Source organism: Exiguobacterium aestuarii (assembly GCF_020171655.1).
In the GTDB taxonomy this organism is placed as follows: Bacteria; Bacillota; Bacilli; order Exiguobacteriales; family Exiguobacteriaceae; genus Exiguobacterium; species Exiguobacterium aestuarii_A.
Genome location: NZ_JAIVAC010000004.1, coordinates 48,159 through 74,993, shown reverse-complemented (window position 1 = coordinate 74,993; position 26,835 = coordinate 48,159). Strand labels below are relative to the sequence as shown.

Below are 26,835 nucleotides of genomic sequence, written 5' to 3'. Positions count from 1 at the left end.
TGAATATATACAATACACAATAATCATTATAATAGTGGGTCAATATTACTTTTTAATGGTATTATTTCTCAATGGATAGGATTCGTTTAGGAGGGTACATATTATGAAAAAAGTGTTCGGCTTTATCATTGTTGTTCTTCTGGCCACTTCATCTTTCGTCTCGACAGGATCAATCGTTGAGGCAGCCCCAAAGAAGCAGAATCGTGCTATCATGGGAGTATCGGCTTTGACTCCGCAACAAATGGCGGATTACGTAAAACAAAAGAATCCTCGTGATGTCCGGCTCGCGAAAACGTCTGTCGAAGATTTGGCGAAACTTTTCGTCATCATCGGTGCAAAAGAAGGCGTCCGTGGTGATGTTGCGTTCGCGCAGGCGCTGAAAGAGACAGGGTATTTCCGTTATGGCGGCGATGTCCTTCCAAAGCAGCATAACTACTCAGGGATTGGGACGACTGGGAACGGCGTGAAAGGACACTTTTTCCGTTCACCACACCAAGGCGTAACCGCTCAAATTCAGCATCTAAAGGCATACGCCTCAAAAGATGCGCTGAATATGACAAAAGTCGATCCACGCTTCCACCTCGTCAAACGGGGCTCTGCGACGACTTGGCCATCACTGCATCGAAAGTGGGCCATGCAGCCAAAAGGAAATTACGGGAATGAGATTCTTTCGATTTATCAAGAAATGTCGAAAACACCGAAAAGTGTCGCTAAAGCAAAACGATGAAGAAATGTAGGGGTGAAAGAACGTGACGTGCAAACAAGTTAGACTCGCGAGCGGAATCGCATTATTCGTGACCGGCGTGATGTTGTTACTCAAGCGCTAATAAGCATTTCGGACAGTTGTCCGAGTGCTTTTTTTATGGATTTATTTACTTAACAAAAAAGCCGTAGCATTTATAAAGTGCTACGACTTTCAAAACGAAGAACAGTTACTTACTCACGTGCTATACGATGAGCCAGTTTATGCAATCGGAAACGACACCCGAAAACAAATGACCTGATCTTCGATCGGTTCAGCTGTCAACGTCCCGCCATGCAACAAAATGATTTGGCGCGCAATCGATAAACCCAATCCATCACCTGGAGTGACCCCTCTCGACGAATCGACGCGATACGTGCGATCAAAGAGATGGGGGATGGCTTCAATTGTTTCTGCTGTTGTCGCATTTGAAATAGACCATTCAATCTGTTGTCCTTTCGTTTGAAGTCTAATCTCGATTGGACTCGTTTGCTCGGCGTATTTCCAAGCATTCGAGAAAAGATTTTCAAATACACGAATGAGCTGTTCTTGATCAGCCTCTATCCATCGGTCAGATTGAATCGACAGGTGTAATCGATGACCTCTTTCCTTAAATAACGGCTCCATCTCGTGGATGAGCTGGGTCGTCAACAAACTCAGATTGAGTTTCTGTTTGTTAAGTTGCATATTCGGGGCGTAGAGTCGGTTCACGTCCATCAACTGATCTAGTAGATGTTCAAGCTGATTCGTCTTTTCATTTAAGATACGAAAATGATTGTTTTCTTCAGCTGTCAGTTCACGATTCATTTGAAGGAGTTGAGTATAGCCTTTGATGCTCGTGAGCGGAGTACGCAAATCGTGTGACAGGTTGGAAAACAGTTGGTTCCGCTCTTCTTCGTGCGCCCGCTCCTTCTCAAACAATTCGCTTAACTGCCGTGACATTCGATTTACACTTTCTCCAAGTGAGGCGATTTCGTCTCGCCCTTCGACGTTGATTGTTCGACCAAGATCACCGTTTGCGATTTGTTCAATCTCACTCGACAGATACGTGATCTTCCGAAGTGTTTTACGCATCATCAGTGAAAACCCAATGATAAAAATCAGAATGACAATGAATGTCACTCCTAAAAACATCAAATTGGATGTCAGGGGGTCCGGTGTTGTTTCATTCTTGATGTAATATAAACTAATTGAATATCCCATGATTAAAAAAGCAATCGTCGCAATCAACGCGTTGATTAAGATAATGCTAATTAACTTGACAAGCAATCGATCCCATTGCCTCTGTTTCATAATCGATACCCCACGCCCCACACGGTCTTAATAATGGTCGGCTTTCGTGGTGTGTCCTCTAATTTCTCACGTATTTTCGTGATATGGACCATCACCGTATTGTCGACCTCAAATGCTTCTTCCCCCCACACTGCCTCGTAAATCTGTTCGACTGTGAGGACTTGATTTGGATGCCTCATAAAATAAGCAAGAATATCAAATTCTTTCGGTGTGAGTCGAACTAAAGCTTCGACTTTTCGACACTGTCGCGTCTGAAGGTCGAGTGTGACTTCTTCATGGGTGAGGATGGTCTGTGCCTCGGACCGATCTGCCCCATAATCACGATAGCGACGCAACAGAGATTTGACGCGAAGCGTCACTTCAAGTGGATTGAACGGCTTTTTGATATAGTCGTCAGCTCCAACAGAAATCCCTTGCATCAAATCCATATCGCTCGTTTTTGCGGTCAGCATAAGAATCGGCATAAACTGTGTCTTTCGAATTTCAATGCAAGCCTCAATTCCACCCATGATGGGCATCATCAAATCGAGAATGAGTAGATCAATCGTTTCGGTCGAAGCAAGGTCGATGACTTCTTGTCCATTTTTGGCAAATCGAAGTGCATATCCTTCATTTTTTAGGTAGATGGCAAGTAATTCTCGAATCGCTTCATCGTCGTCGGCGATACAAATGACGGGTTGTGATCGCATATCTTTCCTCCTCGTCCTACATAATGGAATTGATCCATCTTATTATTGAGTGTAACAAACCACTCAATAACACATCCTGACGAACTTCTTAAGATTTCTTAAGAGAATACTAAAAACTCCTTACGCTTGCGAGTGAATACTAGACAAGGTAAGGAGTGAAACGTTATGGAAATGATCATACATTATGGCATGCTTGCCATCGGCATCATGTTTACCCCATTATCTGACGACGTCTTAATGATTACTCATCTGACGGTCGCGGATGCTTTTGTCCCAAGTTGGCTTTTATTTGTCTCCACTTGGATTCTCTTCACGCTCACGTTCGGCTGGTTTTATTTAATCGGGAAAGGACTTCATCATATTTTACCCATACGACAACGAGAATCTCGTTATTTCAAGAGAGCTGAGGCATTCTATCAAAAGTATGGAGCACGTACCATTATGATTTCATATTTTATTCCCGGCCTTCGGCACCCGCTCCATTACATCGCCGGGTTCACATCGCTCAAACTTCGTACGTATGCGTTCTATACGACCATCTCTGCATTTTTCTATACGGGTGCTTGGTTTCTCGTCATCGGACTTGCCAATCAAATCCCGGCGTTTCAACAGTTTCAAGATTGGATGTTGTCGCTCTGACTCAATGTCCTCTGTATTTTCCGAGTGCCCGCATATTTAAGAGATATAAGACACCTGCATAGAGAATCAATCCGAGTAAATACATCCAAATGCCCGAGAAACCGCTACCGTAAATCATGACTTCCTTGATTGCCGTCGCCCCGTAAAAGATTGGCATGACGTAACTCAAGTTCCCAAGACCGTATGGAATCAAGTCGAGTGGAATGAGTCCCGAGAAGAATACTTGCGGGATGATAGTAAACGGAATCATCTGGACGACTTGTAATTCCGAACGGGCAAACACTGAGATGGTCGCTCCGAAGAGCACCGCCGTACCTGCCATGAGCAGCATTGTCAGCATGACCCATGCCATATTGCCAAGGGAAGACAGACCGAGCACATAAATCGAATAGAGCACAATGAAAATCGACTGAACGACCGCAAACGTCCCGTACCCGAGCGTATATCCTAAAATGACCTGTCCTCGTTTGATTGGGGTCATTAAGAGTCGTTCGAGCGTACCGCCACTGCGTTCTTTGACGAGCGCCATCGCGGATAAGATGAACACGAAGAAGAACGAGAAGAGAGATAGAAAGACGAATCCGAACGAATCGAACGTCGACTGTCCTTCTTCCCCATACACGAATGACGTATCGATCTCGGCTGAAGGATTGAGCGTCGTCAACGCATCCTGAATCTCACCAACCGCCTTTGACGACTTCGTCGACGGTTCACGTAACGTGATGGTCGTTCCTTCTTGATCCATTTCAAAGACGGCATCGACACCTTCATTGTCTTCGATATACGCTTTCGGGTCATCGAACGTTGCCTGTTCCACCTCGAGCGTCTCGTCTTCAAACGCATTAACAAGCTGTTCTGGTGCGTTGTCATCAAGGACGACAGTCGGCACGTAATCGGAGTCACCGAGTAAGAAGTAGACGAGTGTCAAAATGAGAAGCGGTGCAATCAAAATCAAGGCGACACTTCGTTTATCGTTCAACGTTTGGAAGATGACACGTTTCGCTAAGTTACGCATGATCGCCCACCTCCTCTTTTCCAGCAATCAAGAATAGTTCTTCGACGCGACCGTTCTCGGTCTGGTCGAGCAAGTCCTGTACATGGTCATAGGCAATCAACCGTCCATTGTAAACGAGCGCGGCACGGTCGCACTCGAGCACTTCATCCATGACGTGCGTTGAAACGATGATGGTCGTACCTTCTCTCCGAATCACTTGAAACTGATCCCAAATTTGACGACGTAAGATCGGGTCAATTCCGACTGTCGGTTCATCGAGGAACAACACGTCTGGCTTATGCAAGATAGCAATGGCTAGCGACAGACGTTTTTTCATCCCGCCTGAAAAATTACGGACTAGTTTATGCCGATCGTTCGCCAAATCGACAAGATCGAGTACTTCTGTGATGCGATCTTGGAGTGCCTTTTTTCCTAACTTATAAATTGAACCGAAGAAAGCGAGGTTCGCCTCGGCCGACAAGTCTTCATACAACCCATCGTTTTGCGGCATAAATCCGATTTGTCGGAGCATGCCCATGTCCGGCATCTTCGTTTCGCCGATATGGACACTTCCTTTGTCTGGTGTGAGTGCGCCGATCATGAGTCGGATGAGCGTCGTCTTCCCCGATCCAGATGGTCCGAGCAAACAGCAAATCTCACCGGACGGAATCGTGAAGTCGATGTTGTCGATGGCGAGCTGGTCACCGAACGACTTGTCGACGTGTTGCAATTGAATGTTCATGCTTATCGCTCCTTTTCGGCGCCTCATCGTGTATACTCAAGATAATCGACACCGTGTTGGTTTATAAGTTTAGTATAGACCTCGTTCACGGTAGCAACAATCGTCAATATCAGTCATCGTGTTGGTTTTCCGACAGATGGACTTCATGTGTTGAAGAAAAGGAGAAATAATATGGAACAAACCGATTTACGCGTCATCCGGACGAAGAAGTTGATCAAAGATGCCTTCTTCAGCCTCATTGAAGAACAGGGATTTGAAGCCGTCACCGTCAAGCAGTTGACCGAACGGGCCGGCATCAATCGGGGTACATTTTATAGCCATTATGTGGATAAGTTCGAGTTGATGGAGAAATGCGTCGATGAAATTTTTGAGGAAGCCGAACAGAAATTGATTTATCACTTGCCACACATCTTCGGAGACGAACGGACCGACAACTCGTATCATTACCTTGTCCCGTTTATTCGCTTCATCGAAGACAATCAAATCATCATGAAACCGCTCCTCGGACCGAACGGAGACCCGACGTTCCAGGCAAAACTTCGAAAATTTATGCAGGCTGCCTTGTTTCAGCGCTCTCCGGTAACCTTATTTGATCCGGATAAGATGATGGTCCCGCCTCCATATCTCGTCGCCTATCTTTCTTCGGCTCACATGGGCGTCATCTACGAGTGGTTGAACAATCCATCTTCGAAAGAAACGGCGGAAGACATCGCTCGCATCATCTATACGATCACATTTGAAGGACCGCTCGTCGCCGGTGGTGTGAAGTGAAACAATTAAAGCCTCACGCACACGTTGCGAGAGGCCCTTTTTACGGAATGCGAACATGCACATGCAAGTTCCCATTCTCTTCAGTTGTCGTCTGGTATGCGTTCTGTACTGCCTCTAAATCATGCCACGCGATACGATATGACTTCCCTCGCATCCCTTCAAACTCAAAAGCGAGGTGCTGTAAGTCAGCGATTCGCAGGAGGCGTTCAAACGGTTTACTCTCACCATCCCATTCCAATTGATTCGCCGAATCCTTTAAAACGAGATTGAGCCCGTACATCACTTTTTCTTTGATCACTTGTCCATCCGCCGCAACACGCATCCCGTCTTGAATATCATGCATCCGACACGATTCGATATCATCAAACGGGATGGTGATGTCATCCCCGTTGGCAAAGTGAAGCGTGATTGTTTTTACGATCATATTAGATTCCTACTTTCGTTCAGTCTCTGTTCCCTTACTATACAAAACTTTTCCCGATTCAGGGATGACATCTTTGTGGATGTGGCAAATCCGTAAAAGCATGTTCGATTCATTTAGAAACGGGAATAGAAGAGGTAGCAATCATTCTGTTTTTTGAAAATAATACTTCGGAAAGGCGGCGAATATATGCAATCAGTGGATAAGTCGGTCATCGTCATCGGCGGAGGGCTCGGCGGATTGTCAGCGGCCATCTCGCTCGCTCAAAAGGGATACGACGTCTCACTCTACGAAAAGAACGACCATATTGGAGGGAAAGTGAATCGTCTCGAACAAGACGGATTCGGCTTCGACCTCGGACCCTCGATTTTAACGATGCCCCATATCTTCGACAAACTGTTCCGCGGAAGCGGCAAACGGATGGAGGACTATGTTTCCATCAAGCGGCTTGAGCTCGAATGGCGCTCGTTCTTCCCGGACGAGACCGTGCTCGACCTCTATCATGATCTCGAACAGATGCAACGCGCAAATCCTTCCCTCTCTCGAAAAGACATGCAAGAATATCGTGAACTGTTGAATTACGCAGCCCGCATTTATAAGACGACCGAGAAGGGCTACTTGGCTGAAGGGTTTGAATCACCTTTAGAAGCCGTCATGAAGACGGGGATCTTCCCAACGCTCTTTGGGTTCGATTTGACGTCGACCATGTATAGCGCCATCAAGAAGCGCATCAGTAATCCCCATCTTCGGGACATGCTGTCGTATTACGTCAAATATGTCGGGTCGTCTCCGTATAACGCACCGGCCGTCCTCAACATGATGATTTACATGCAGTACGCCCAAGGCTGTTGGTACGTCGAAGGTGGGACCCACAAACTCGCGGAAGGATTGACGAAGCTCGCCGAAGAAATCGGTGTGAAGCTACATACCGGTCAGGGCGCCGTCCGTGCCCACACAGTGAATGAAAAGATCTCAGCGATCGAGCTTGAGGATGGACGTCTCCGTTCGGCCGATTACTTCGTTTCGAATATGGAAGTCATCCCGTTCTATCAGAAAATGGTCGACGCGGACGAACAGTATGTCGACAAGCTCGTCGATAAATACGAACCTGCTAGCTCTGGATTCGTCCTCCATCTCGGCGTGAAGAAAGCCTATCCTCAGCTCGCGCATCATAACTTCTTCTTCTCCGAAAACTTGCATGAGCAGATGAACAAAATCTTTGAGAAACACGAGCTTCCAGACGACCCGACGATTTATCTCGTCAATGTCAATAAGACCGATGCGACTCAAGCGCCACCGGGACATGAGAACATTAAAATCTTGCCACACATCCCGTATATCCAAGACAATCCGTTCACCGAAGAAGAGTACGCCGCCTTTGAAGAGCGTGTACTCGATAAGTTAGAACGCATGGGTCTCGATGGTTTGCGTGAACATACGGTGACGCGTGACGTATGGACGCCTCATGATATCGAGCGGACGTATGGCTCGGACCGAGGTGCCATTTATGGAACGGTTGCCGACAAGAATCGAAACGGTGGCTTCAAGCATAAGAAGCAGAGCGAACTCTATCATAATCTCTACTTTGTCGGGGGAACCGTCAACCCGGGCGGCGGTATGCCAATGGTGACGTTGAGTGGTCAACAAGTGAGCGATAAAATCGCGAAGCGCGACAAAGTGAAATGATTTTCTTTCATCCCTCATTCGATATGAGGGATTATTTTTTTGAAACTTTTTCCAATCATCTTCCGTATATTGTGCTACGATACAAACAATCAAACATACAAACGGAGGAACAGGATGCATCAAATCACAAGTTATTTCTTTATGTATGCCAAAGTTGTCGTCACGGATAAAGTTCCATTCTTTTGGACACTCGGAATTCCACTCGTCATCGCTTTGACGACACCATTATCAGGTGTTCATCAAGCGACACCTGCAGAATATTACGGACAAATCGCTTATTTTTGGGTATACATTGTCCTTGCTACATATATGAATGGTGTAGGTATCGAACTCGCTCGCATGCGCGAATATGGATTGATGAAAACGTACGTGATGATCTCCGGGAACAAACTGACATACGTCATCGCCGTCATCTTGGCACAACTGTTGTTCGCTTCCATCAGCCTACTTTTATTCACAACTGTCGTCACGCTCGTACACGGGTTCTTCTCATTCACGTTACTTGCGTCAGCTCTACTCATATTGATTGGGAGTATCCCGTTCGCGGTTGCCAGTGTCGCCATCACGGCACTTCCGATGAAAGTATCGAGTCTCGGAACGTTTGCGAACATTCTCATGTTCCCACTCTTCATATTGGCGACGAAGTCACCCGATCAATGGTTCAGCTTCCTCAACCCGTTCTACGCGCTCCATGAATTCGCGCTCGGGTTGCTGCACCTGACGACTCAAGTTGATCTCTCGTTCGGAGTATGGGCGACATTCCTTTCCGTACTCGGTTACTTCATCATCGGTACGATTGCGTTGAAACGCTTCAGTCTCGTCTCACTCATCACACGCTAGGAGGTTCTTATGCACGTAAACCAACTCAATTATCGCTATCCGAAAGCGGCACGTCCTGTACTCGACGGCGTCTCGTTCACCCTGCAACCGAATAAGCTGAACGTTTTGATCGGACAAAACGGTGCCGGGAAGACAACACTCTTTGATTGTATGACGGGTACCCTTCCCGTTGACAAAGCGTCACTCGACCTCGTTCCGACGACGGACATGTTGTATTTGACACAACTGATGTATAACCATCATGAGTTGACGGGAAAAGACTTCGCCTATTTCATCGGGCGTCTGTCGCAGCGCCCCGACTTTAAGAAACTCGAGTCTTATGTAAATAATCTCTCGACGTCCCGAGAACAAGAACTGTTCGAACATCTATGGACGATGAAACTCGGGAAGATGTCCGTCGGGGAGAAGAAATGGCTCTTCGTGACACTGTTGTCTTCGATCAAACGATCTCTCTATTTATTTGATGAGCCGACAAGCGGAGTCGACCCGGCGTCACGCATTCAAATCATGCGCCGCCTGCAGCGACTCGTCGACGAAGGCAAGACGTGCCTCATCTCGACACATCAGTTACATGACTTAGCTCAACTTGATGCCCACGTCATCTTCCTGCACGGCGGACGTATTTTGTATGAAGGGGACTTCCAGGACTGGCTCAAAGAATCTGGAACGACCGACCCGGATGAAGCGTTCGTTCGGATGGTCGACACACCACTTGATGATGTGGCGGTGACACGATGAATGACTCGTTTTGGGAACGACACCGGTTCACATTCTATACAATCGGCATGGTCGTCTGCGGTTTTCTCATCTCCATGTTCTCATAAGAAAATCAGCTCTGACACACGTCAGAGCTGATTTTTATTGTTCACGACGTGCGCGTCGTAACTCTCGATTGGTCACATGCTCTGGGTCCGCTTCACGTAGTTTACGGTCCATCGTCATGTACAAGATGAGAAGCGGGATGATGCCAATCAATACGACACCGAGTAGTTCCTGCATCGAATCGAGTACGAACTTCGTGAGGAAAGTGAATACACCAAGTGACACAAACATAGTGACGATGATTAGAAATTCTCGGCGCACGAGGCGTCGGTATTCCTCGTCTTCGTTGAATGTGCGCAACAGCTTCATCCGTCGCCACGCTTGATAGAGCATCGGCAGTTGGGTCACGAGGAATGAGAAGGCAACCGTCGTCACCGTGACACCTTTTATGACCGAAACAACCAGTAAGAGAAACAGACCGATGATCCCGAATATCGCACTGATCCCTCGGGCGTCGAGGTCCTGTTCCACCATTTTGGGGAGACGTTCTTGTTTATCCATTCACTTTCCTCCTTTTTTGTTTCTTCCGCTCAAATTGGACATGGCCGAGCTCGACACCCGTCACATGTAACGGGTCGATTTCTTTTAGCTTGCGGTCTAAGCGAACGCTTAACGTCAACAAGCTGATGATTCCGATAAACGCTGCAATGATGAACGTGAGTAATGTAATCCATTCAAGCTCTATACAAGCAATCAGGATGAGAAGCAGAAGCGGCTGAGCAAAATTCAATAAAAACTCGAACCGCACAAGTTGTTGGTATCGCGTGTCCTCGTTAAATAAAAGGAGTAACTTTTTGCGATGCCAAGCGTGATACAGGAGCGGAACTTGTCCAACGATAATCATTGGTAACAATAAGAGGATGTCTGTCTTCCAAAAATATAAAAAGAAGAGCAACATGACGCCAATTAAAGGAATCACCATTTGTCTCTTTCGCTTTTCATCATCTTTCAACATTTGTTCTAATCTAACTTCATGGTCAACCATCGAATCCCCCTCGAGTGTTCTCGTTATTTTTATGTACGAAACCTATTCTCGATTTGTTTCATTCCTTACGCTTCTCCCGGTTCATCAGCCCTAATAAACTCTCGACGACATGCTCGTTATCAATCTTTAGAATCTTCCAGTCGACCCATGACTCGAGAATGAGGCAACTCACAATTAGCATCGCACAGCCAAGGCTCAATGTATCAAGCGAAATGTACTTCAGTGCATAGAGTGCCATCGTCGATATGACACCAATCAAGAGGATAAACTGAATCACACCTTTTAGATAAATGAAGCGCTGGTACGTGAATGAGTCATTGAACTGTAAAAACAACTGAATTTTGTGCCATGTTGCCACCAGAAGCGGCATGAGCATCGCCGCACAAAAGATGAACAGGGATAGGCTCATTCTTGAATCATTGAACAATAGCCAAAGCGCTGTCACTACACCGATGATCATCACAAAGAGCGGACCCTTTTTAGTCCATGCCTTGTCATATAAGTATTCCATTCGTTCTTCCCGTAACACATCACACACCTCCAACAGTAAAAATCATCCAATTCTCTCTGTATGTTCATCTTAACAATCTAAAAACAAACTTTCGAGGATTTTCCATTAAAAAGGAAAAAGCACCTGATGTGGATCAGATGCTTTTCGTTATCCGGCTTTCGAAACTTTCGCTGATGTGATGGGTGTCTTCCCACTCAACTGAAACACGAGCACTCCACCGACAATCAAGACAATCCCGACGGCCGTCTTCCATGTGAACGGGACGGCCGTCAAACCGAACCATCCTAACGTATCCCAGAGGAGCGCGAACAAGATTTGAGACACCATGACGATTGAAATAGCATAACTGGGTCCGAGCCGCTCGACACCTTGCGTCACACTCATGACAACCCCGACGCCGAGGATTCCGCTGAACCAGTACCATGTCTCCATCTCCTCTACTCGGAACAAGGCACTCCCTTCTTGGAACAGACCGATCAGGAGCGATGCTAAAAATCCGAGTCCAAGGACGAGTGTCGTCGTCGCCCATGCCCCGACACGCTTTTTAACGTTGGCGTTAAACGTGTTTTGCACACAGACGAGCATTCCGCCTACAACAGCCAGCATCATCCCAATCGCCATGGTTCTCCCCTCCTATTCATAAATACTCTCCCCGACAATCTCCAACAACCCTTCCCGGTCGATGATGGTAATCATCCGCCGATTTCGTTCAATCAATCCTGCCTCGACGAAACGCCGAAGCGTCCGGTTCACATGACGATAACTCGTCCCAATCAAATCAGCGATATCCGTCAATTGATCGACAGTCGAACCTAGCGTTTGGTCATCTGGCGTCATCGACAATAAATAACTCGCCAAACGTACTTCGACAGGATAGAACAAGTTGAAGCTGAGGGACTGCGACTTCCGTTCGAACTTTCGCGTGATTTCTTCCAATAAATAATGTAACCAGGCGACTTCTTCGTGCGCGTGACGTACTAAATCCTCGAATCGGATGACGAGCATCTCAACTTCTGTGACAGCTTCAACCGTATTCAAATAAGGGGTCCATTGAATATATTCGATGTCCCCAATCAAATCGAGTGGATATTTGAAAGAAAGGACGAGTCGCTTACCGGTAGCGGAAGTATGAGAGACGCGAATCTTCCCTTTCACTAAGAAACGGAGATGCTCCGCTTCATCGCCTTGCGTACAAATGACGTCTCCCGGCTCGTATCGGACAAGCTTCAATTCTTGTTGCGCAGCAACGGGCAAAACGTCTAATTCAAATTGCTTCACATACGCTTCAACCATATACGTTTCCCCCTACCATTTTAATAAAATGACCCCCGCAATCATCATGAACACCCCGAACAACTGCATCCCGTTCAAGTTCCGACGCACCATCCCGAACCATCCACGCCAGTCGATGACGAGCGCGAGCGCCAACTGCGCGATGAGGAACAAGGAAATCGTGAGCGTGACTCCGAGCTCGTGGACGGCTGTCATATTACTGAACAAGATGATCGCCGCGAACGCTCCGCCAGATAAATAGAGCGGGTTCACGTGACGCATCTCGATATACGTGCGGTCGCGCAACGCCAACATGACGAGGAACGCGATGATGAATCCTGTGAACTGTGTCAACGTCGCCGCTTGCCACGTCCCAATCTGTGAACTGATTCGCGCATTCGCAACACTTTGCAATGTCAGAAAGAAGCCCCCGCTGATTGCAAACAACACTCCTCGCATCGTTCTCCCCCCTTAAGATAGACGAATCAATACAATTCCGATCACCATGACAATCAGACTGATGATTTGCACACCGGTGACCGGGTTCTTCTTCGCTCCGAACCAACCGAAACGGTCGATCAGTAAACTTCCACATAACAGTCCGACAATGACGATGATGACAGCAATCCCCGTCCCGACAATCGGAACGATAAGGACGTTTCCTCCGATGAAGAGCGCCCCGATGATCCCACCGAGCCAGATCCACCATGGTTGACCTTTCAATCGTCCGAGCGGAATCGGTTGACGCGAGACGAGCAAGATGAGTAAGAGCGCCATCGTACCGACAACGAAAGAGACCAATGCTCCTTTCAGAGCCGATTCGAGCACCGTACCCAAATAGCCGTTAATGGCCGTTTGCGTGGCACTCATCATTCCTGTGAAAATTCCAAACAGTCGCCAAAGGTTCAGGTTTCCCGTGTCCGTTTCCATGGAGACGACCAACTTGCCTCTTCGGCGGTTGAGCCAGTCGGATAAGGCGACCGTTCCGATGACGCCAAGTAAGACGAGCACGACCCCGAACAAGCGTAACGCCGTGATCGGATGCTCAACGGAGTTGAACCAACCAAAATGGTCAATCAACAACCCCATTAAAATCTGACCAAAGATCGGCATGATGACCGTCTGGACACTCCCGAGTCTCGGGAACAGCAAGATATTTCCCGTTAAGAACAAAACACCTAACAGTCCACCGATCCACATCCACCCTGGACCTTCCTGAATCATCGAGCTATCAAACCCGAATGACTGTCCGGTCAAGAGGAGTAACAGAGATAAAAAGATGGTCCCGACGGTAAACGATAAAAACGATGCGACGAACGGGGAGCCAACCACTTGGCGCAAACGTGAGTTCACACTCGTCTGCATCGGTAGCAAAATCCCAATCGTCAATCCAATCAAAATAGCTAACATGAATGTCTTCCTCGATTCTTCTACTAGTTCTCTATACATTGTCAGCTTACGCCTCGGCACCCAAGAAGAAAAGGACCGATGTCCTCAAATAAAAACACGAACCCTTTTCAGGTGTTCGTGTTGGATTCATGGAAACGCTGATTGCGCGCTTCACGCAACTCTTTCCCAAGTACGTGATGCACATCAAACTTATGAAGATGTCGATTGATGAGCGCTGGCCCAAGAATCGATAGGGCACCGATTCCGAACAACCCGGCAATGGCAACGACAGGAGATAACGAATCGGCATAATAAGCGGCTAGTAGGCAGATCGTCGAAACGAAGCAGACCCACTGGATCCCAAAGTCTGTATACACCAGACGTTGATAACGGGCATCCTCGTTAAAGGTAAGAAGCAGTTTTGTCTTCCGCCACTCGAGACAGAGATACGGGAAAAAACTGATGAAGACGATGAGCGGGGCGTACAGTCTGTACTGCGCAGCGATGAGGAATGTCATCACGACGGTCGCGATGGCGACGCCCCACCGCCAACGCCAATGACTGTCATCTTGTTTGAGCAACTGTTCAATTCGCTTTTCTTTCGTCAGCATATGTACTCCCTTCGTAAGATCGATAGTGCTTCGTCACCTCATCCCGTGTCGGTTGGTCCGGGTCGGCTTGTCGTAATTGCCGGACGGTCTGATAGTGGGTCCATGCTAGCAGGACAATCCCTAGACCAATGATGCCCAGGACGATGAAGCCTAGACCGATTGACGAAACCTCAAGGCGACTGAGAAGGACCATTCCTATGACCACTCCAATCCAGTAAGAATAGAGGCGGTACAAGCGTCTCGTGAGTAACTCGGCTTTTCCGGACGTCAAGGTTTGCAACTGTTTACTTTCTTGACGTGTTAGATACATGAGTCCAGTCGCTGCTAGCGTCGACCCGATCCCCCATATCCACCATGTGTCAAAACCGAGCACGAAACTGTTGCAGAAAATGAGGGCCGCCGTAAGCCAGATGCTCGTATTTTGATGCGTTTGCCGATACGCGCCGATATATTGAATTCGTTCTTGTTTCGTCATGATTCCTTACGACCTTTCCTTGAAATATCATCTAACGCATGTTTCAAACGCTCACGATTTGCCCGGGTCCATTCGCCCGATGTGACGTGGTGCTCATCAAGGGCGGACTGCTTTCGGTCAATCCAACGTGGAATCAATATGAGACACGGTCCGCTGATGAGAAGCGTCCAACTCATCCACGGTAAGATATCGATTCCGTTGAAATGCATGACAATCAAAACCACGAACCACATCAGACTGATTAACATGACAGTAAAATCCATTCGTAATAGACGATGATAGCGTGTCGATTCGTTGAAGGGTTGCTGTAATCTCATCTTGTTCCATTCAAGCCATGTCGTATAAAGAAGTGCGACACCTGGTAGGAGAATGCTATACGGACTCCATGTCGACAGAAAATAAATCGATACGCCAAACATGACCACGCTTGCGATTATATTCAGACGATTGAAGCGCTTCTCAAACTGCTCAATTCGTTGAAGTCGTTCCGCCTTATCCACGCTGTCACCTCAATCTTTCACGAAGTCGAGTTTGATTTCGCGGCGCATCGGTTGATCCGCATCATACTCGGAAATCTGTCTGTCGAGCATCTTTTGTACGAAGTGTAATAAGGTGACTCCACTTAAGAAGACAATGAAGAGCGACCATCCCGGCCAACCGATTAGAACGATGAATGGAAAGAGGATGGCTAATAAGACGAGTAGCCCCATTTCCGATACATACTGCCAATCGATGATCCGTTTGGCTTGTTCCACATTCGTTAACTTCCTGACGAAGCGACGTTCTCGTCCGATGACGTAAAGCATAATTGTTAGTACGAGCGCCAACAGGATAGTGTACATCGGTTCTCCATTAGATTGAAGCACGAGTACGACAAGTCCACCTGTCAGTATTGCAAGAATTGAGCGCAACAAAAGCCAACGCTGCTGATAACGATAAATCGTATTGATCCGTTCTTGTTTATTCATCTCATTCATCCTTTCAGAATCGTCGAATCTCTCGACGTGTCGGTTGTTCCGGGTCGAGCCAGCGGATTTGTTGATCGAGTTTCTCTTGAGCCCATAAGATATAAAGCAATGCCCCACCGATAAGAACTGCAGGAATCCAAGACCACTCTATGATTCGAATGGCCAACGGATTCACCAGTCCGAGCAATGCGATAAAGAGGAAGTCCAGATGATACTGCAGTGTCACGACACGTCTCACCTGTTCTTGCCCCGATAATTGACTGATCGCCTCTGCTTCATTCGAAAAGAAGTAACGCGTCGCAAGTAACACCCCACCGATGATTGCGAACCCAATCCAAATGTTCCCGTCCGTTCGCATGAGGAAGTAAACCGCAAGACCTGCCGGAAGCGCTAAGAGTAAGCGTTGCAGGAGTCGCTTTCGATTTGATCGTTTGATTGTATGTAGTCGTTCTTGCTTGTTCATCTCATTCACCTCTTATTTCACTATACGGGATGAGCATGAGAAAAGTTCCGTTATTTTACATTTTCGTACCAAAGTCATGTTTCTTGACGATATGATTGTCTCGGCCTATAGTTTAGTTAACTTAACTATATGTTAAAGAATGAAAGTAAGAGGTTATCAACATGAGTTTATTAAGCAATTCCCGATTTGTGTTTACCTGGTTATCCGGGATGACGCTCACGCTCGGGTTTTCAATTTTCTTCTTGAGCGTCTCGTGGTTAACCATTGATGTGTTGAAACAACCGACGCTACTCGGAATCATTTTGACCGCGGTCTCGTTACCTCGCGTGATCATGATGGTGTTCGGCGGTGTGTTCGCCGACCGGTTCCAAAAGAGTCGCTTGTTATGTTTAACGAATATCGGGCAAGGCGTTTTGATGTTACTTGTCGTCTCGCTTCATTTTGCTGACGCCTATTCGGTGGCAGCACTCTTGGTCATCTCCATATTGTTTGGTCTTTTAGACGGGATGTCTTACCCCGCACTGTCATCACTCATTCCTTCAATCGTATCAGGTCAACAGTTGCAACGCGCGAACTCCCTCTTCCAAGGGTCGCTCGAGTTGATGTTCGTCATCGGTCCTTTCCTTGCAGGGATCCTACTCACGTGGGGAAGTTTTGGTCTCAGTTTCGGAACAGCGGCTGCCTTGATCTTCCTCTCTGCGATTTTGATCATGCCTCGGCTGATTCAAGATCACATTCCCGAGGTCGCTCCGCTCTCCCCAAAAGATGTGCTCGTTGATTTGAAAGAAGGCATTCGTTACGTATCGAAGACACCTGTTTTACGAAGCGGGACGTTCGCGATCGCGATCGTCAACTTGTTCGTCATGGGACCGCTCATCATGAGTATCCCGATTCTCGTCGGTGCGGTCGGAGGGACGGCTTTTGATTTAAGTATCATCGAAGGCGGACTCGCCGTTGGAACGTTCGTCGCAAGTTTTCTGATTCTATTATTGCGGTCCGTTCATCGTGGACGTTTCGTCTTCCGAGCACTGTTCCTGACGCTCGGTGCATTCTTCCTCTACACGCAGGTTCAATCGATTCCACTGCTTGCCGTCGCGGCTTCCATGAGCGGATTTATGATCATGCTCGTGTACTTGCCGACCGTCACCATCATGCAGGAACAAAGCGACTCTGACAAAATTGGACGCGTCATGAGTATCATGTCACTCGCCGCCTCGGGCCTGGAACCAATCGCGTTCGCCATCTTATCGGTTCTTGTCGCCCTGGCTGTACCGATTCAAACGCTCTTATTGGCGTTTGGTATAATCGGACTAGTGTGTGGTGTTCTCTTATATCTACGGAGCGAAACGTTCCGACGGACACCGTAAAGAAAGGATGAATGACACGTTGAATGAAACACGAAAACAACAAGTCCTCACGATGTACCGCCAAATCGATGAGCTGGACTTGCTGTTCACGAAATATTTTACGGAATTGAACGAGTTCGAGTTGAGTTATCAACAAGAACAGATGTTGCTTCTCTTCAAGCGCCAAGAGACGTGGACGACGACAGAGATTGCGACGAAGATGTCCATCTCCAAAAGTGCCGTCAGTCAGGTGATTAAAGTGCTCGAGCAACGCGACTTCGTCGTTCGCGAAAAAAATCCTGAGAACCTTCGGGAAAGTTTCATCCGGCTCGGTCCGAACGGCCTGGCGTACTCGAAACAAATCGATGCGATTGAAGAGCGCCTCGCTGAAGAGATGTTCTCCGTCCTCGAGGATGACGAGATGAAGATGATCAACCGCTCGCTCGCGTTGATGATTCAAAAGTTCAAATGAAGAAAGGGATTTCCACATCGGAAATCCCTTTCTTTTAGTTCATCTTATTTTTATATCGCACAAGTCCTCTAACCGCATACTCATGATCGAGCTCTGGTGTTAAGCCTGCGACTGTCACCGTACCAATCATCCCGGCACCGTTCACGCGGATCGGAAGCGTTCCTCCGATGGCCTGATAATCGTTCGCTGGTAACAGTGAATTTGTATCGTGTGAAAGACCCGACTCCTCAAAACGTTTCGCGATGAAGTGCGAGCTACGTTGATAGTGGTCCGTCACCCGTTTCTTCCGGAACAACCACATGTAATTCTCTTCTGTCGTTCCTTCCATCAAATGCGTGAAGACCGGGATACGGTTCTTTTCAATATGAACGGCGACGTTCACCCCGTCCTCTTTCGCCAAATCGATGATCGTCTGACCGAGTTGGAGTGCCTCTTCGTGACCGAACGTCGAAAGTGTCAATTGTTCCTCTTGTGCTTGAAGTTGTGTTGTATTCATCATAATCTCTCCTTTTGTTTGTTGTAACTGACCATCGCAAGAAGTGACGCGAGTAACGCCATCCCTGCTCCGACAAAGGCGGTATTCAATACGTCTGAGACGGCGAGGACGACACTACCGAGCGTCGAACCGAGGGCGATCCCAATATTGAATGCCGAAATGTTTAATGCCGATGCCATTCCTTTCGCCGACGGGACGTATCGTTCCGCGAGCTGGACGATGTGTGTCTGTACACCGGCTGACATCATGAACGCTACGAGTCCGAGAAGTGAAATGGCAACAAGCGCCAAGAATTTCTCCGGTAATAGGACGTATTGCAGCGCTAAAATGACTGCTTGAGCAAGAAAGACGAAACGTAAGCCTTTGAGCGGCTCCTTGTCTGCGATTCGTCCTCCGATGATATTCCCGATAGCGACAAACACGCCGTATAGTAATAGAATCCACGTGATGCTCGAGCCCGCATATCCACTGACACCCGATAAGATTGGTGCCATATACGTGAACAGGACGAACGTCGCCCCGAACCCGAGGATCGTCATCGTGAGTGCTCCTAATATATGAGGATTCTTCACAAGCGCTCCGATATCACGAAGGGTTGTCTTTTCTTCGGTCTGCTGCTTGTCTTGTTGCACCGATGTGAGAATCGCAATTAATCCAATCACACCGAGCGCAGCGACGACACCGAACGTGGTGCGCCAACCGAACGACTGACCGACCCAAGTCCCGAGCGGAACGCCTAAAATCGTTGCGACCGTGAGACCTGTGAACATGATGGAGACGGCAGTCCCTTGCTTCGTGGGTGGAACGATTCGTGTCGCCACAATCGTCGCCATGGCGAAGAATAATCCGTGTGCGACAGCAGTCACGACACGAGACACCATCAACCATTCATAGGTTGGTGCGATGACCCCAAGGGCATTCCCAATCGTGAACACGACCATTAACCAAACGAGCAAGCGTTTTTTGTTCATCCCGCTGAAGACGACCGCTAAAATCGGTGTCCCGATGGCCAATGCGAGTGCGTAACCGGAGACGAGACTTCCAGCCGTTGTCAACGAGATGGCTAAATCATCCGCGACCGTCTCGAGCAGACCGACGATGACAAACTCGGTCGTCCCAATGGCGAAGGCACTGATGGCCAACGCGAACAAGGCGCGGTACATCTGTTTCGTCATAATGAATTCCTCCTGAATTATTGAATGAAGGAGGTGATGGCTTGACTATACTGCTGAAGGACTTTACTGAGCTGACGGTCACGCTTTTTCGTCAACCGTGAACTCGGACCCGAGATGGCGAGTGCGGCGATGACATGACCGTCACGCATAATCGGGACCGCGATACAACGCAGTCCGATTTCGGCTTCTTCATCATCGACTGCGTACCCTTGTTCATGGATGGCATGAAGATGATAGGTCAACAACTGACGATCGACGAACGTGTGCGCCGTCTTTTGAACGAGTTCGAGTTCCGTCATGACACGCTGTAACGACGACTCGTCCAAGAAAGCGAGAATCGCTTTTCCGAGCGCGCTTTGATGCGCCGGCGAACGTTCTCCGACTTCCGTGTGACTTCGAATCGAATGCGTTCCGTCCACGACCTGTGTATTGACGACGTTTGTGCCATGCAAGATGGCGACATATACCGTTTCGCCAGTTTCTTCACTCAACTGTTGGAGCGGTGGCACGGTATACCAGTTCGTCACCGTATCAATCGGCGCTTCGACCGATTCGAGCTTGTCACCGAGGCGATAGCCGTCTTCCGTTTTCTCCACATAGTTCAACTGCTCGAGCGTATACAGGAGACGGAACGTCGTCGTCTTGTTATAGCCTGATGCTCGCATCAGCTCGGTCAATGTCATCGATTCATTCACCCGAATCAAATCAATCAAATGTAGTCCTTTTTGCAGTGTGGTCACCATGTATGCTTCCATGTTGAATCACCTCATGTCGCTTATCATAAGCAGAATGTATTGTTACTTCAAAGATACCCAAAAAAGTTTCGATATATGAAACAAGCCTGTCACACACGGTGACAGACTTGATTAATCTTCTATGTTGAATTGTTTTACAATCCGCTCTGCCGACCGTAATGCCCCTTCGATATGTCCCCCGAACTGTGCATCCATCTCCGAACCGATCAAATGGAGATGGTCACCGAGTTCGATTGGACCGTAAGCCGGGAATGCCGTGAGCGGCATGAGGTCGTCAGAAGTTGCTGTCTCTGATTCTGTCGACCAGTCCATATAGTGAAATCGCAAGAAGTCATTCGCTTTCGGACCGTATAACTTCTCCAGTTGCTCAATGACACGTGTCTTCACTTGTCCTTCTCCCAACGCTTTACGTTCATCCGGTGACAGACGGAAGAATCCGAATAGCGCGCCTTGACCATCAATCTGCGAGGCGTCATGAATCTCTTGGAGCGGACCGACCCAGCTCATCCCAAATCCAGACAGACCCTCTTCTCGCCAGAACGGTGTCTCGTATAGGATCAGTGCCTTCGCCTGAGACGCCATCCAAGTTGGTGTCGTCTTGAGCGCATTTCGCGTTGAAGCTGATAATTCAGGCTCAATTGTTAGATTGGTGACAAGGCGTGGAGGAAGTGCAAGAATCACTTCGTCCGTGTGATGCACCGACCCATTTTGGAACGTCAATTGAACTCGGTCTGACTGTCGGTCGATGGATGTGAGGCGATGCCCAATCCGAACGATATCCTCGGGTAACTTTGCGTATAATGCTTCCACTAAACTCGTCATCCCGCCGACTAAACGTTTCGATCGGACGATGCTTTCCTCCGGCAGCACATGTCGTTCAGGCGCAGTCGTCGTCTGGCGTTCGAGCACCATTTGTCCTGTCGTATGTTGAAGGAAAGACTCGAGTCCGAGTGTATCCACGAGTTCCGAGATGGTCTTCTCCGTATCCGGCCAATACCATGTCGGACCGAGGTCAAAGCCTTCCTTCGTGAAGATGCGTCCACCAACTCGGTCACGTGCCTCGAAGACCGTGACGTCATATCTTTTTTGATGAAGCTCGCTCGCGGCATAAAGCCCACTGACACCAGCTCCGATGATGGCGATTGATTTCATTGTAAATTCTCCTTTGTCGTCCGTCTCTCCTCGATTATACTGAGTTAGATGATTGGATCTGTTCTAGAAAGGACGACATCAATTGAAAAATATGTTCTATTATCTCTACTTCCCTTATATCGTATTGATGCGCATCCTGTACCGATTTATTCGGACAGAGAATGGGATGACTTGGGCGATGTGTCTCGTTTCACACTCTATATGGTTTCTATTTTTATTCGATTTCATTCAATGGTCGATTTTAGTCGAGTCTGTTATCGTCCTTTACGTAATGAGCGCTCTATACACGCCCCAACTCTACTTTGAGACGGACGTAAAGCGAAGACGACCAAACGGATATATCCCAATCGAGGAGCGATATCGTTAAGTCCAATCTATTTCATTCAAATAGTCTAGAAGCTGTTGATTAGAAATCTCATTCTGCATCAATAACTTCTCCCCTTTTTCTATCCTCTGATCGTCTGGGTAGTAAAGTCTCAAAATTTTCAAGCATTCGTCTACGGTCGTCGCAAAACTCTTGTCCTTCACGTTAATGGTCAAATACCAACCTCGAATGACACGCTTCACGATGGAGCGCTTCTCCAGATGAGACATCTGTCCACGAAGTAATTTGGACTTAGCTGTTTCAATGGCGGAAACTAAATCCTGGTTCAATGCCTCACTTACACGAGCGTCCGGCTTCATGAGTGGGAATTGAGTTGAAACATCTTCCCCGTAAACACACGTACAGAGATGCCTTATCCAAAAGCCCCATTCAAAACGGTTCGCCGGATTTAGTGCCACATCCAGACGACCGATATCGTAGTCGATTTTAATGACTTCCCGATGTTCCGTTAGTAATTGCTCCGTCTGTTCTACCAATTCCGTCGCATCGATGTCCTCATGCACAAGCACCGTCAAATCGAGATCCGATTCACCAGCAACGGCCGTCCCGCGACCGATACTTCCGTATAGGTATATGCTATGTAGCTGTTCATCGAATGCTTCTTTCACCATTTCGATTGCTTTAAAAAGAACGGTTTCAAAGTCAGGCTGTATATGACGGATGGACGTCTGGTTGATGACGTACCCCGCCTCGTCCGTACCAAGTCGGGTTGGCTTGTTCATGACACACCTTGTTCGACGAACGATTGGACATCAAGCACTTGGTGAAGATGAATCTGGTCGACGATGTAGTAATATTTCGTATTCGTTTCAGGATACTCCTCAACGATTGCTTCACACCATTCACGGTCGAACATCTTCTCCCACGATGTACGCAGCTCTTCCTCGTTCTCTGCCTCACGGTCTTCAAAAGAGAGGAACCATCGATTTAACGCGAACACCCAATACCCTGCTTCCAGTTCTAACACGGCCTCATCAGGTAGCTCGACGGTCAATACGACACCCGGTTCCCCTGCCTCTAGAAAACCACCACGCGTGACGTTTGGTGGGGTATCACTAAGCCAAACGGGATCATTCCCATTCAGTAATCGTTTCGTACGCTTCTCATATTGGTCAGCCAGCCAATCGTAGGCAGATCGATGATTGGCATCTTCCTCATCTTTACACATGCCGTAGTTCGGGTCACCGAATAAAAAGCCATTCTTCTTAGCGGCTTCCCACGCACCTGCATGTTGATATGTATAATAGATTGCCACTTTCTCAACCCCTTTCCTTCTTTTATTTTCATTGTATCGAGAATAAATCCTTCAACGCTACCGCTAACCTTTCCATTTGGATGGATTTGGAAGTATAATAAAGATGTAAAATAGGGGGGGATTTTTAATGAACGTTATGATGATTTCATTATTCGGACTCATTTTCGAGATTTTACCGATCGTAGTACTAATCATCGGTATCTTGTGGATTCGCAATGTCGTGGCACGTTCTGAGAAACGAGCAGACGAGCAACTCTTTATGGAACGTGAACGCTCGAAGCAGATGCAAGTATTGATTGAACGTCTCGACCACATCGAACAGCAACTAGATTCGAACGCAAAACGCAGCTGACTTAAGTTAGCTGCGTTTCGTCTGATCACACTTTCCATTCAAACGGTTTAGACCGAATGAAACCAAGCTTATACCCAATCCGCCATCCCATCCCTTTTACACGATCCAACCAGTTGTCACCTCGCCCGACAAATGGCATGACCGCTCGCACTTGCGTAAGCTCGATACGATGGGTGACATACTGATATGTCAAACCGACTGAAGGTTGATTCGCTACGGTCGACTCACACCACGCACGATCAAAAATACGCTCCCATGATTTTCGGATCTCTTCTTTTGAAAAGTGAGAGTCGTCATAATCAGCGTTCTCCTCATCATAACTTTCGAAAATATATCCATTGTTCAAGACGATATGCCAGTATTGAAACTCTGATGCCAATACTGCTTCATCTGGAATCTCAACCGTCAAGACAATTCCTTTCGCACCTTGATCAATATGTCCATCCCTGCCTAAATCGGGAAACTCGTCCCAACACCAAATGGGATAGTTCCCATTCATCAAAATGTCGGTACGCTTCTCGTATTGCTCGACCATCCAGTCATAATATATTTTAAAATCATCATAGTCAGGATCCATAAACAATGCGTGTTCCCCACTTGCTTCAAGATATCCCCTCTTTAAAGCCTGGCGCCACGCTGCTTCATGCTGGTATGTATAATAAATTCCCAATGCCTTTTTCATCCTTCCACCGTTCGTCTCCAGCTAGTTTATAAAATTTACGCAGAAGCACTACGACAAAAAAATAACCAGGTTATATTATATGATGGGTCTGAATGATACAGGTGAAGATAGATTAATCAACGACGAGGGACGACCGTATCCCATTGATTCGTCGATGAACGTCTCTAGAGTGCGTACATTCTCCGTCACCACTTTGACGAGGTAACTATACTGACCGGCTAAGCGATGACACTCGATGACAGACGGCTGCTGACGACAAAATTCACGGAACGCCTCACATCGATGTGTGTCGTAGAGGATGAATGCAGTCACGTGTTTGTCCATCCTTTCGGGATTGATAACGGCCCGATAGCCTGTAATGACTCCGCGTTCTTCAAGTCGCTTTACCCGTTCGGTCGTAGCGGGCGTGGATAATCCAATCTGTCGTCCTAATTCGGTCATCGAGATTCGGGCCTGTTGTTGCATCAATTCAAGAACATGGCGGTCAATTTCATCCATTTATCATTCACCTTTCAAAAATAAAGTGAAACGGTACATAATCCGTTCTTTCTTAAGTCATTCGCTGAAACTTCCGTCAAACCTCTATGTATCTGTATTCCTCCGTTGCATACACTTGAAGTAACCAATTCAAGGGGGAATCCACATGCAAACACCGGTCGTTCCATTACTCATCATCGATGTCCAAAAAGCCTTTCATGATCCAAGCTGGGGAAACCGCAACAATCCACAATGTGAAGAGAACATCGCGCGATTGATTGAATCTTGGGAAAATCATAATCAACCGATCATCTACGTCCAACACGTCACCAACGTTCCGACCTCACTCTTCTATTTCAAAAAAGATGGCCATTTGTTCCAAGACTTCATTCAACCTCGTGAACAAGATGTCATCCTGACGAAACAGGTGAATAGTGCCTTCATCGGAACGGATTTACAAGAGCGACTCGAAGCACTTGGTGCGACACAGATTGTCATCACCGGATTAATCACAAACCATTGTGTCGAGACGACCGCACGGATGGCAGGCAACCTAGGATTTAATCCAATCGTTGTGTCGGATGCGACGGCGACGTTCGACCGTCAATCAATCAGTGGGGCATGGATCCCCGCAGAGGTCATCCATGACGTGTCACTCGCTAGTTTGAATGAAGAATTTGCATCGATTCAAACGACGGATGCAATGCTCCAATTCATTCAACAAAAAGAAGTACAGCCCTTCTCATGAAGGCTGTACTTCTTTGATGTCATCCTGCTTGATCTCGAAGGGCAGCATGAGATGTGAGAAAAGAACTTTTCTTAAAATATACACTTGAAACGAGTAACGTCAACGCTCCAATCAGATACAGGAGATTGGGATTGATCCAGTCCGCAAACATTCCTCCAAACAAATAGCCGAATGGGGCCAACATTCCTTGAAGCGCATAAACGACCGTCAACGTTCGTCCTAGGTATTCAGATTGAATTTGACGTTGAAGAAGTGTCTGAAACTGAATGCCCATCATACCGATTGCAATCCAAGCTATCCCAAAACTGGTCAACGTCACGCCAACGTTTCGATTCAACCAAATTGCAGATACACACCAAGCAAACCCTCCAATTCCTGTCGCCAAAACGAAAGTCCAACGCAATGAGCGACCACCGTAACGGGTAGACAGACCGCTCCCAAGTAACGTTCCTACGGAAATCGCCGCAAGCCATAAGCCATACATGTTCTCAGTCGTAGCGAGTATCGGGAGTACACCAAGTGAGATCGACACCATAAAGTTAAGGCATGTGAATGCAACAATCAATGTCCGAAACGTACCGAGTTTCCAAACATATCGAAACCCAACTTTCAAATCAGTCATATACGTCACATCGTCTGATTCACGAGTCACCGTCTCACTGATTCGAAGGAAGAAACCGATGACCGCAAACAAAAAGAGATAAAGAACTGCGTTACTCGTAAACATGAGACCGATACCGATGATTGTCAGCAAGAATCCCGCAATCGCATTACACAACAAATCGAGACTATGGTGTGTGAACGTGAACCATGCGTTCACTCTCTGTAAGTCCGCTTCTCGTACAAGTTTTGGAACGAGTGCATATTCTGTCGGATAACTCAGCTCACTCGCTAGCGTTGCGAGGAACAATCCGGCGATGACAATTCCAACAGTTAACTCCCCCACTGCATATAAACTCGCCAAAATAATCAAAACCATCGCCTGGACCGCCATGGCAACGAGCAATAACTTCTTTTTTGAATAACGATCAATGAGTGGTCCATAAAGTACTTGGAATGCCACTGGTATCATTGCCGCAAACGTGGTGACACCTATCCAAACCGAGGCATCCGTCGTCTCTTTGACATACCAGACCGACGCCAAAAAATAAAAGCTATCCGCAAAGTTCGCGATGACACGCACTACTAATAAAACCAATATATTCCGATTCATCTTATCCGCTCCTC

Annotated in this window: 36 protein-coding genes and 1 pseudogene; 11 read left to right on the top strand and 26 right to left on the bottom strand. The window is 47.4% G+C overall.

Going from position 1 to position 26,835, the window contains the following annotated elements:
- Positions 1-103: 103 nt before the first annotated feature.
- The gene (locus LCM29_RS14085; RefSeq protein WP_224863595.1) at positions 104-727 is read left to right on the top strand and encodes a glucosaminidase domain-containing protein; all 624 of its coding nucleotides are present in this window, start codon (positions 104-106) and stop codon (positions 725-727) included.
- A 237-nt stretch (positions 728-964) separates the two neighbouring features.
- Here the strand turns inward: LCM29_RS14085 and LCM29_RS14080 are convergent, their stop codons facing one another.
- The gene (locus LCM29_RS14080) at positions 965-2,035 is read right to left on the bottom strand and encodes a sensor histidine kinase (RefSeq protein WP_224863592.1); all 1,071 of its coding nucleotides are present in this window, start codon (positions 2,033-2,035) and stop codon (positions 965-967) included.
- Positions 2,032-2,724, bottom strand: coding sequence for a response regulator transcription factor (locus tag LCM29_RS14075; RefSeq protein WP_224863590.1), 693 nt, complete (start codon positions 2,722-2,724; stop codon positions 2,032-2,034). Before LCM29_RS14075 ends, LCM29_RS14080 begins: the two co-directional genes overlap by 4 nt.
- Before the next feature lie 165 nt (positions 2,725-2,889).
- Here LCM29_RS14075 and LCM29_RS14070 point away from each other — a divergent pair, with 165 nt between their 5' ends.
- Complete coding sequence (locus LCM29_RS14070; RefSeq protein ID WP_224863587.1) at positions 2,890-3,363, top strand: DedA family protein; 474 nt, start codon at positions 2,890-2,892, stop codon at positions 3,361-3,363.
- Between the two features lies 1 nt (position 3,364).
- Here LCM29_RS14070 and LCM29_RS14065 read toward each other — a convergent pair whose 3' ends face one another.
- A complete protein-coding gene (locus LCM29_RS14065) occupies positions 3,365-4,378 on the bottom strand; it encodes an ABC transporter permease (protein WP_224863585.1) in 1,014 nt (337 codons plus the stop codon).
- Positions 4,371-5,099 carry an ABC transporter ATP-binding protein gene (locus tag LCM29_RS14060; RefSeq protein WP_214696943.1) on the bottom strand — a complete coding sequence of 243 codons (729 nt, stop codon included), beginning with the start codon at positions 5,097-5,099 and terminating at the stop codon, positions 4,371-4,373. The genes LCM29_RS14065 and LCM29_RS14060 overlap by 8 nt, the downstream gene beginning before the upstream one ends.
- A gap of 171 nt (positions 5,100-5,270) precedes the next feature.
- Here LCM29_RS14060 and LCM29_RS14055 point away from each other — a divergent pair, with 171 nt between their 5' ends.
- The gene (locus LCM29_RS14055; RefSeq protein WP_224863583.1) at positions 5,271-5,870 is read left to right on the top strand and encodes a TetR/AcrR family transcriptional regulator; all 600 of its coding nucleotides are present in this window, start codon (positions 5,271-5,273) and stop codon (positions 5,868-5,870) included.
- A gap of 40 nt (positions 5,871-5,910) precedes the next feature.
- Here the strand turns inward: LCM29_RS14055 and LCM29_RS14050 are convergent, their stop codons facing one another.
- Positions 5,911-6,294: a hypothetical protein gene (locus LCM29_RS14050; protein ID WP_224863581.1), complete on the bottom strand. Its 384-nt coding sequence runs from the start codon at positions 6,292-6,294 to the stop codon at positions 5,911-5,913.
- Between the two features lie 186 nt (positions 6,295-6,480).
- Here LCM29_RS14050 and LCM29_RS14045 point away from each other — a divergent pair, with 186 nt between their 5' ends.
- The 3 genes from LCM29_RS14045 (at position 6,481) to LCM29_RS14035 (ending at position 9,555) form a co-directional block, all read left to right on the top strand.
- A complete protein-coding gene (locus LCM29_RS14045) occupies positions 6,481-7,977 on the top strand; it encodes a phytoene desaturase family protein (RefSeq protein ID WP_224863578.1) in 1,497 nt (498 codons plus the stop codon).
- Positions 7,978-8,091: 114 nt separating this feature from the next.
- Positions 8,092-8,817: a hypothetical protein gene (locus tag LCM29_RS14040; protein ID WP_224863576.1), complete on the top strand. Its 726-nt coding sequence runs from the start codon at positions 8,092-8,094 to the stop codon at positions 8,815-8,817.
- A gap of 9 nt (positions 8,818-8,826) precedes the next feature.
- Positions 8,827-9,555: an ABC transporter ATP-binding protein gene (locus tag LCM29_RS14035; protein ID WP_224863574.1), complete on the top strand. Its 729-nt coding sequence runs from the start codon at positions 8,827-8,829 to the stop codon at positions 9,553-9,555.
- 120 nt (positions 9,556-9,675) lie between these two features.
- Here LCM29_RS14035 and LCM29_RS14030 read toward each other — a convergent pair whose 3' ends face one another.
- The 12 genes from LCM29_RS14030 to LCM29_RS13975 all read right to left on the bottom strand — a co-directional run bounded on the left by LCM29_RS14030 (position 9,676) and on the right by LCM29_RS13975 (position 16,313).
- A complete protein-coding gene (locus LCM29_RS14030) occupies positions 9,676-10,140 on the bottom strand; it encodes a hypothetical protein (protein ID WP_224863572.1) in 465 nt (154 codons plus the stop codon).
- On the bottom strand, positions 10,133-10,624 hold the full coding sequence (locus tag LCM29_RS14025; protein WP_224863569.1) for a hypothetical protein: 492 nt from the start codon (positions 10,622-10,624) through the stop codon (positions 10,133-10,135). Before LCM29_RS14025 ends, LCM29_RS14030 begins: the two co-directional genes overlap by 8 nt.
- A 58-nt stretch (positions 10,625-10,682) precedes the next feature.
- The gene (locus LCM29_RS14020) at positions 10,683-11,153 is read right to left on the bottom strand and encodes a hypothetical protein (protein WP_224863567.1); all 471 of its coding nucleotides are present in this window, start codon (positions 11,151-11,153) and stop codon (positions 10,683-10,685) included.
- A 129-nt stretch (positions 11,154-11,282) separates the two neighbouring features.
- Entirely contained in the window at positions 11,283-11,756 is a 474-nt protein-coding gene (locus LCM29_RS14015) for a DMT family transporter (protein ID WP_224863565.1), read from the bottom strand.
- 12 nt (positions 11,757-11,768) lie between these two features.
- Positions 11,769-12,428 carry a Crp/Fnr family transcriptional regulator gene (locus tag LCM29_RS14010; RefSeq protein WP_224863563.1) on the bottom strand — a complete coding sequence of 220 codons (660 nt, stop codon included), beginning with the start codon at positions 12,426-12,428 and terminating at the stop codon, positions 11,769-11,771.
- A 12-nt stretch (positions 12,429-12,440) separates the two neighbouring features.
- Complete coding sequence (locus LCM29_RS14005; protein ID WP_224863561.1) at positions 12,441-12,866, bottom strand: DMT family transporter; 426 nt, start codon at positions 12,864-12,866, stop codon at positions 12,441-12,443.
- 12 nt (positions 12,867-12,878) lie between these two features.
- Entirely contained in the window at positions 12,879-13,817 is a 939-nt protein-coding gene (locus tag LCM29_RS14000; RefSeq protein WP_224863559.1) for a DMT family transporter, read from the bottom strand.
- A gap of 107 nt (positions 13,818-13,924) precedes the next feature.
- Entirely contained in the window at positions 13,925-14,407 is a 483-nt protein-coding gene (locus tag LCM29_RS13995; protein ID WP_224863557.1) for a hypothetical protein, read from the bottom strand.
- Positions 14,382-14,882, bottom strand: coding sequence for a hypothetical protein (locus LCM29_RS13990; protein WP_224863555.1), 501 nt, complete (start codon positions 14,880-14,882; stop codon positions 14,382-14,384). The genes LCM29_RS13995 and LCM29_RS13990 overlap by 26 nt, the downstream gene beginning before the upstream one ends.
- The gene (locus tag LCM29_RS13985; protein ID WP_224863553.1) at positions 14,879-15,382 is read right to left on the bottom strand and encodes a hypothetical protein; all 504 of its coding nucleotides are present in this window, start codon (positions 15,380-15,382) and stop codon (positions 14,879-14,881) included. The genes LCM29_RS13990 and LCM29_RS13985 overlap by 4 nt, the downstream gene beginning before the upstream one ends.
- A gap of 9 nt (positions 15,383-15,391) precedes the next feature.
- Positions 15,392-15,850 (bottom strand): hypothetical protein, encoded by a 459-nt coding sequence (locus LCM29_RS13980; protein WP_224863551.1) that lies wholly within the window; start codon positions 15,848-15,850, stop codon positions 15,392-15,394.
- Between the two features lie 13 nt (positions 15,851-15,863).
- Positions 15,864-16,313, bottom strand: coding sequence for a hypothetical protein (locus LCM29_RS13975; protein ID WP_224863549.1), 450 nt, complete (start codon positions 16,311-16,313; stop codon positions 15,864-15,866).
- Positions 16,314-16,474: 161 nt separating this feature from the next.
- Here LCM29_RS13975 and LCM29_RS13970 point away from each other — a divergent pair, with 161 nt between their 5' ends.
- A complete protein-coding gene (locus LCM29_RS13970; protein WP_224863547.1) occupies positions 16,475-17,680 on the top strand; it encodes an MFS transporter in 1,206 nt (401 codons plus the stop codon).
- Between the two features lie 19 nt (positions 17,681-17,699).
- Positions 17,700-18,131 (top strand): MarR family winged helix-turn-helix transcriptional regulator, encoded by a 432-nt coding sequence (locus LCM29_RS13965; protein WP_224863545.1) that lies wholly within the window; start codon positions 17,700-17,702, stop codon positions 18,129-18,131.
- Between the two features lie 34 nt (positions 18,132-18,165).
- On the opposite strand, the gene LCM29_RS13960 is transcribed toward LCM29_RS13965, so the two are convergent.
- The 4 genes and pseudogenes from LCM29_RS13960 to LCM29_RS13945 all read right to left on the bottom strand — a co-directional run.
- On the bottom strand, positions 18,166-18,627 hold the full coding sequence (locus tag LCM29_RS13960; protein ID WP_224863543.1) for a heme-binding protein: 462 nt from the start codon (positions 18,625-18,627) through the stop codon (positions 18,166-18,168).
- The gene (locus tag LCM29_RS13955) at positions 18,627-19,802 is read right to left on the bottom strand and encodes an MFS transporter (protein WP_224863542.1); all 1,176 of its coding nucleotides are present in this window, start codon (positions 19,800-19,802) and stop codon (positions 18,627-18,629) included. The genes LCM29_RS13960 and LCM29_RS13955 overlap by 1 nt, the downstream gene beginning before the upstream one ends.
- A 17-nt stretch (positions 19,803-19,819) precedes the next feature.
- Complete coding sequence (locus LCM29_RS13950) at positions 19,820-20,557, bottom strand: IclR family transcriptional regulator (protein ID WP_214876758.1); 738 nt, start codon at positions 20,555-20,557, stop codon at positions 19,820-19,822.
- Positions 20,558-20,668: 111 nt separating this feature from the next.
- Positions 20,669-21,727: pseudogene (locus LCM29_RS13945) on the bottom strand (flavin monoamine oxidase family protein); the annotation flags it as partial.
- Between the two features lie 64 nt (positions 21,728-21,791).
- On the opposite strand from LCM29_RS13945, the gene LCM29_RS13940 reads away from it, so the two are divergent.
- Entirely contained in the window at positions 21,792-22,076 is a 285-nt protein-coding gene (locus LCM29_RS13940) for a hypothetical protein (protein WP_224863537.1), read from the top strand.
- Here LCM29_RS13940 and LCM29_RS13935 read toward each other — a convergent pair.
- Together LCM29_RS13935 and LCM29_RS13930 are read right to left on the bottom strand one after the other, a co-directional pair.
- Entirely contained in the window at positions 22,073-22,816 is a 744-nt protein-coding gene (locus tag LCM29_RS13935) for a nucleotidyltransferase domain-containing protein (RefSeq protein WP_224863535.1), read from the bottom strand. The two genes, LCM29_RS13940 and LCM29_RS13935, sit on opposite strands and share 4 nt — an antisense overlap.
- The gene (locus LCM29_RS13930; RefSeq protein ID WP_224863533.1) at positions 22,813-23,349 is read right to left on the bottom strand and encodes a DUF3841 domain-containing protein; all 537 of its coding nucleotides are present in this window, start codon (positions 23,347-23,349) and stop codon (positions 22,813-22,815) included. The genes LCM29_RS13935 and LCM29_RS13930 overlap by 4 nt, the downstream gene beginning before the upstream one ends.
- Positions 23,350-23,476: 127 nt before the next feature.
- On the opposite strand from LCM29_RS13930, the gene LCM29_RS13925 reads away from it, so the two are divergent.
- A complete protein-coding gene (locus LCM29_RS13925) occupies positions 23,477-23,701 on the top strand; it encodes a hypothetical protein (protein WP_224863531.1) in 225 nt (74 codons plus the stop codon).
- Between the two features lie 25 nt (positions 23,702-23,726).
- Here the strand turns inward: LCM29_RS13925 and LCM29_RS13920 are convergent, their stop codons facing one another.
- Together LCM29_RS13920 and LCM29_RS13915 are read right to left on the bottom strand one after the other, a co-directional pair.
- A complete protein-coding gene (locus LCM29_RS13920) occupies positions 23,727-24,371 on the bottom strand; it encodes a DUF3841 domain-containing protein (protein ID WP_224863529.1) in 645 nt (214 codons plus the stop codon).
- Between the two features lie 87 nt (positions 24,372-24,458).
- Positions 24,459-24,881, bottom strand: a complete 423-nt coding sequence (locus LCM29_RS13915; RefSeq protein ID WP_224863527.1) for an Lrp/AsnC family transcriptional regulator — start codon at positions 24,879-24,881, stop codon at positions 24,459-24,461.
- Between the two features lie 145 nt (positions 24,882-25,026).
- On the opposite strand from LCM29_RS13915, the gene LCM29_RS13910 reads away from it, so the two are divergent.
- Complete coding sequence (locus tag LCM29_RS13910; RefSeq protein WP_224863525.1) at positions 25,027-25,608, top strand: cysteine hydrolase family protein; 582 nt, start codon at positions 25,027-25,029, stop codon at positions 25,606-25,608.
- A gap of 19 nt (positions 25,609-25,627) precedes the next feature.
- Here LCM29_RS13910 and LCM29_RS13905 read toward each other — a convergent pair whose 3' ends face one another.
- On the bottom strand, positions 25,628-26,821 hold the full coding sequence (locus LCM29_RS13905; protein WP_224863523.1) for an MFS transporter: 1,194 nt from the start codon (positions 26,819-26,821) through the stop codon (positions 25,628-25,630).
- Positions 26,822-26,835: the final 14 nt, after the last annotated feature.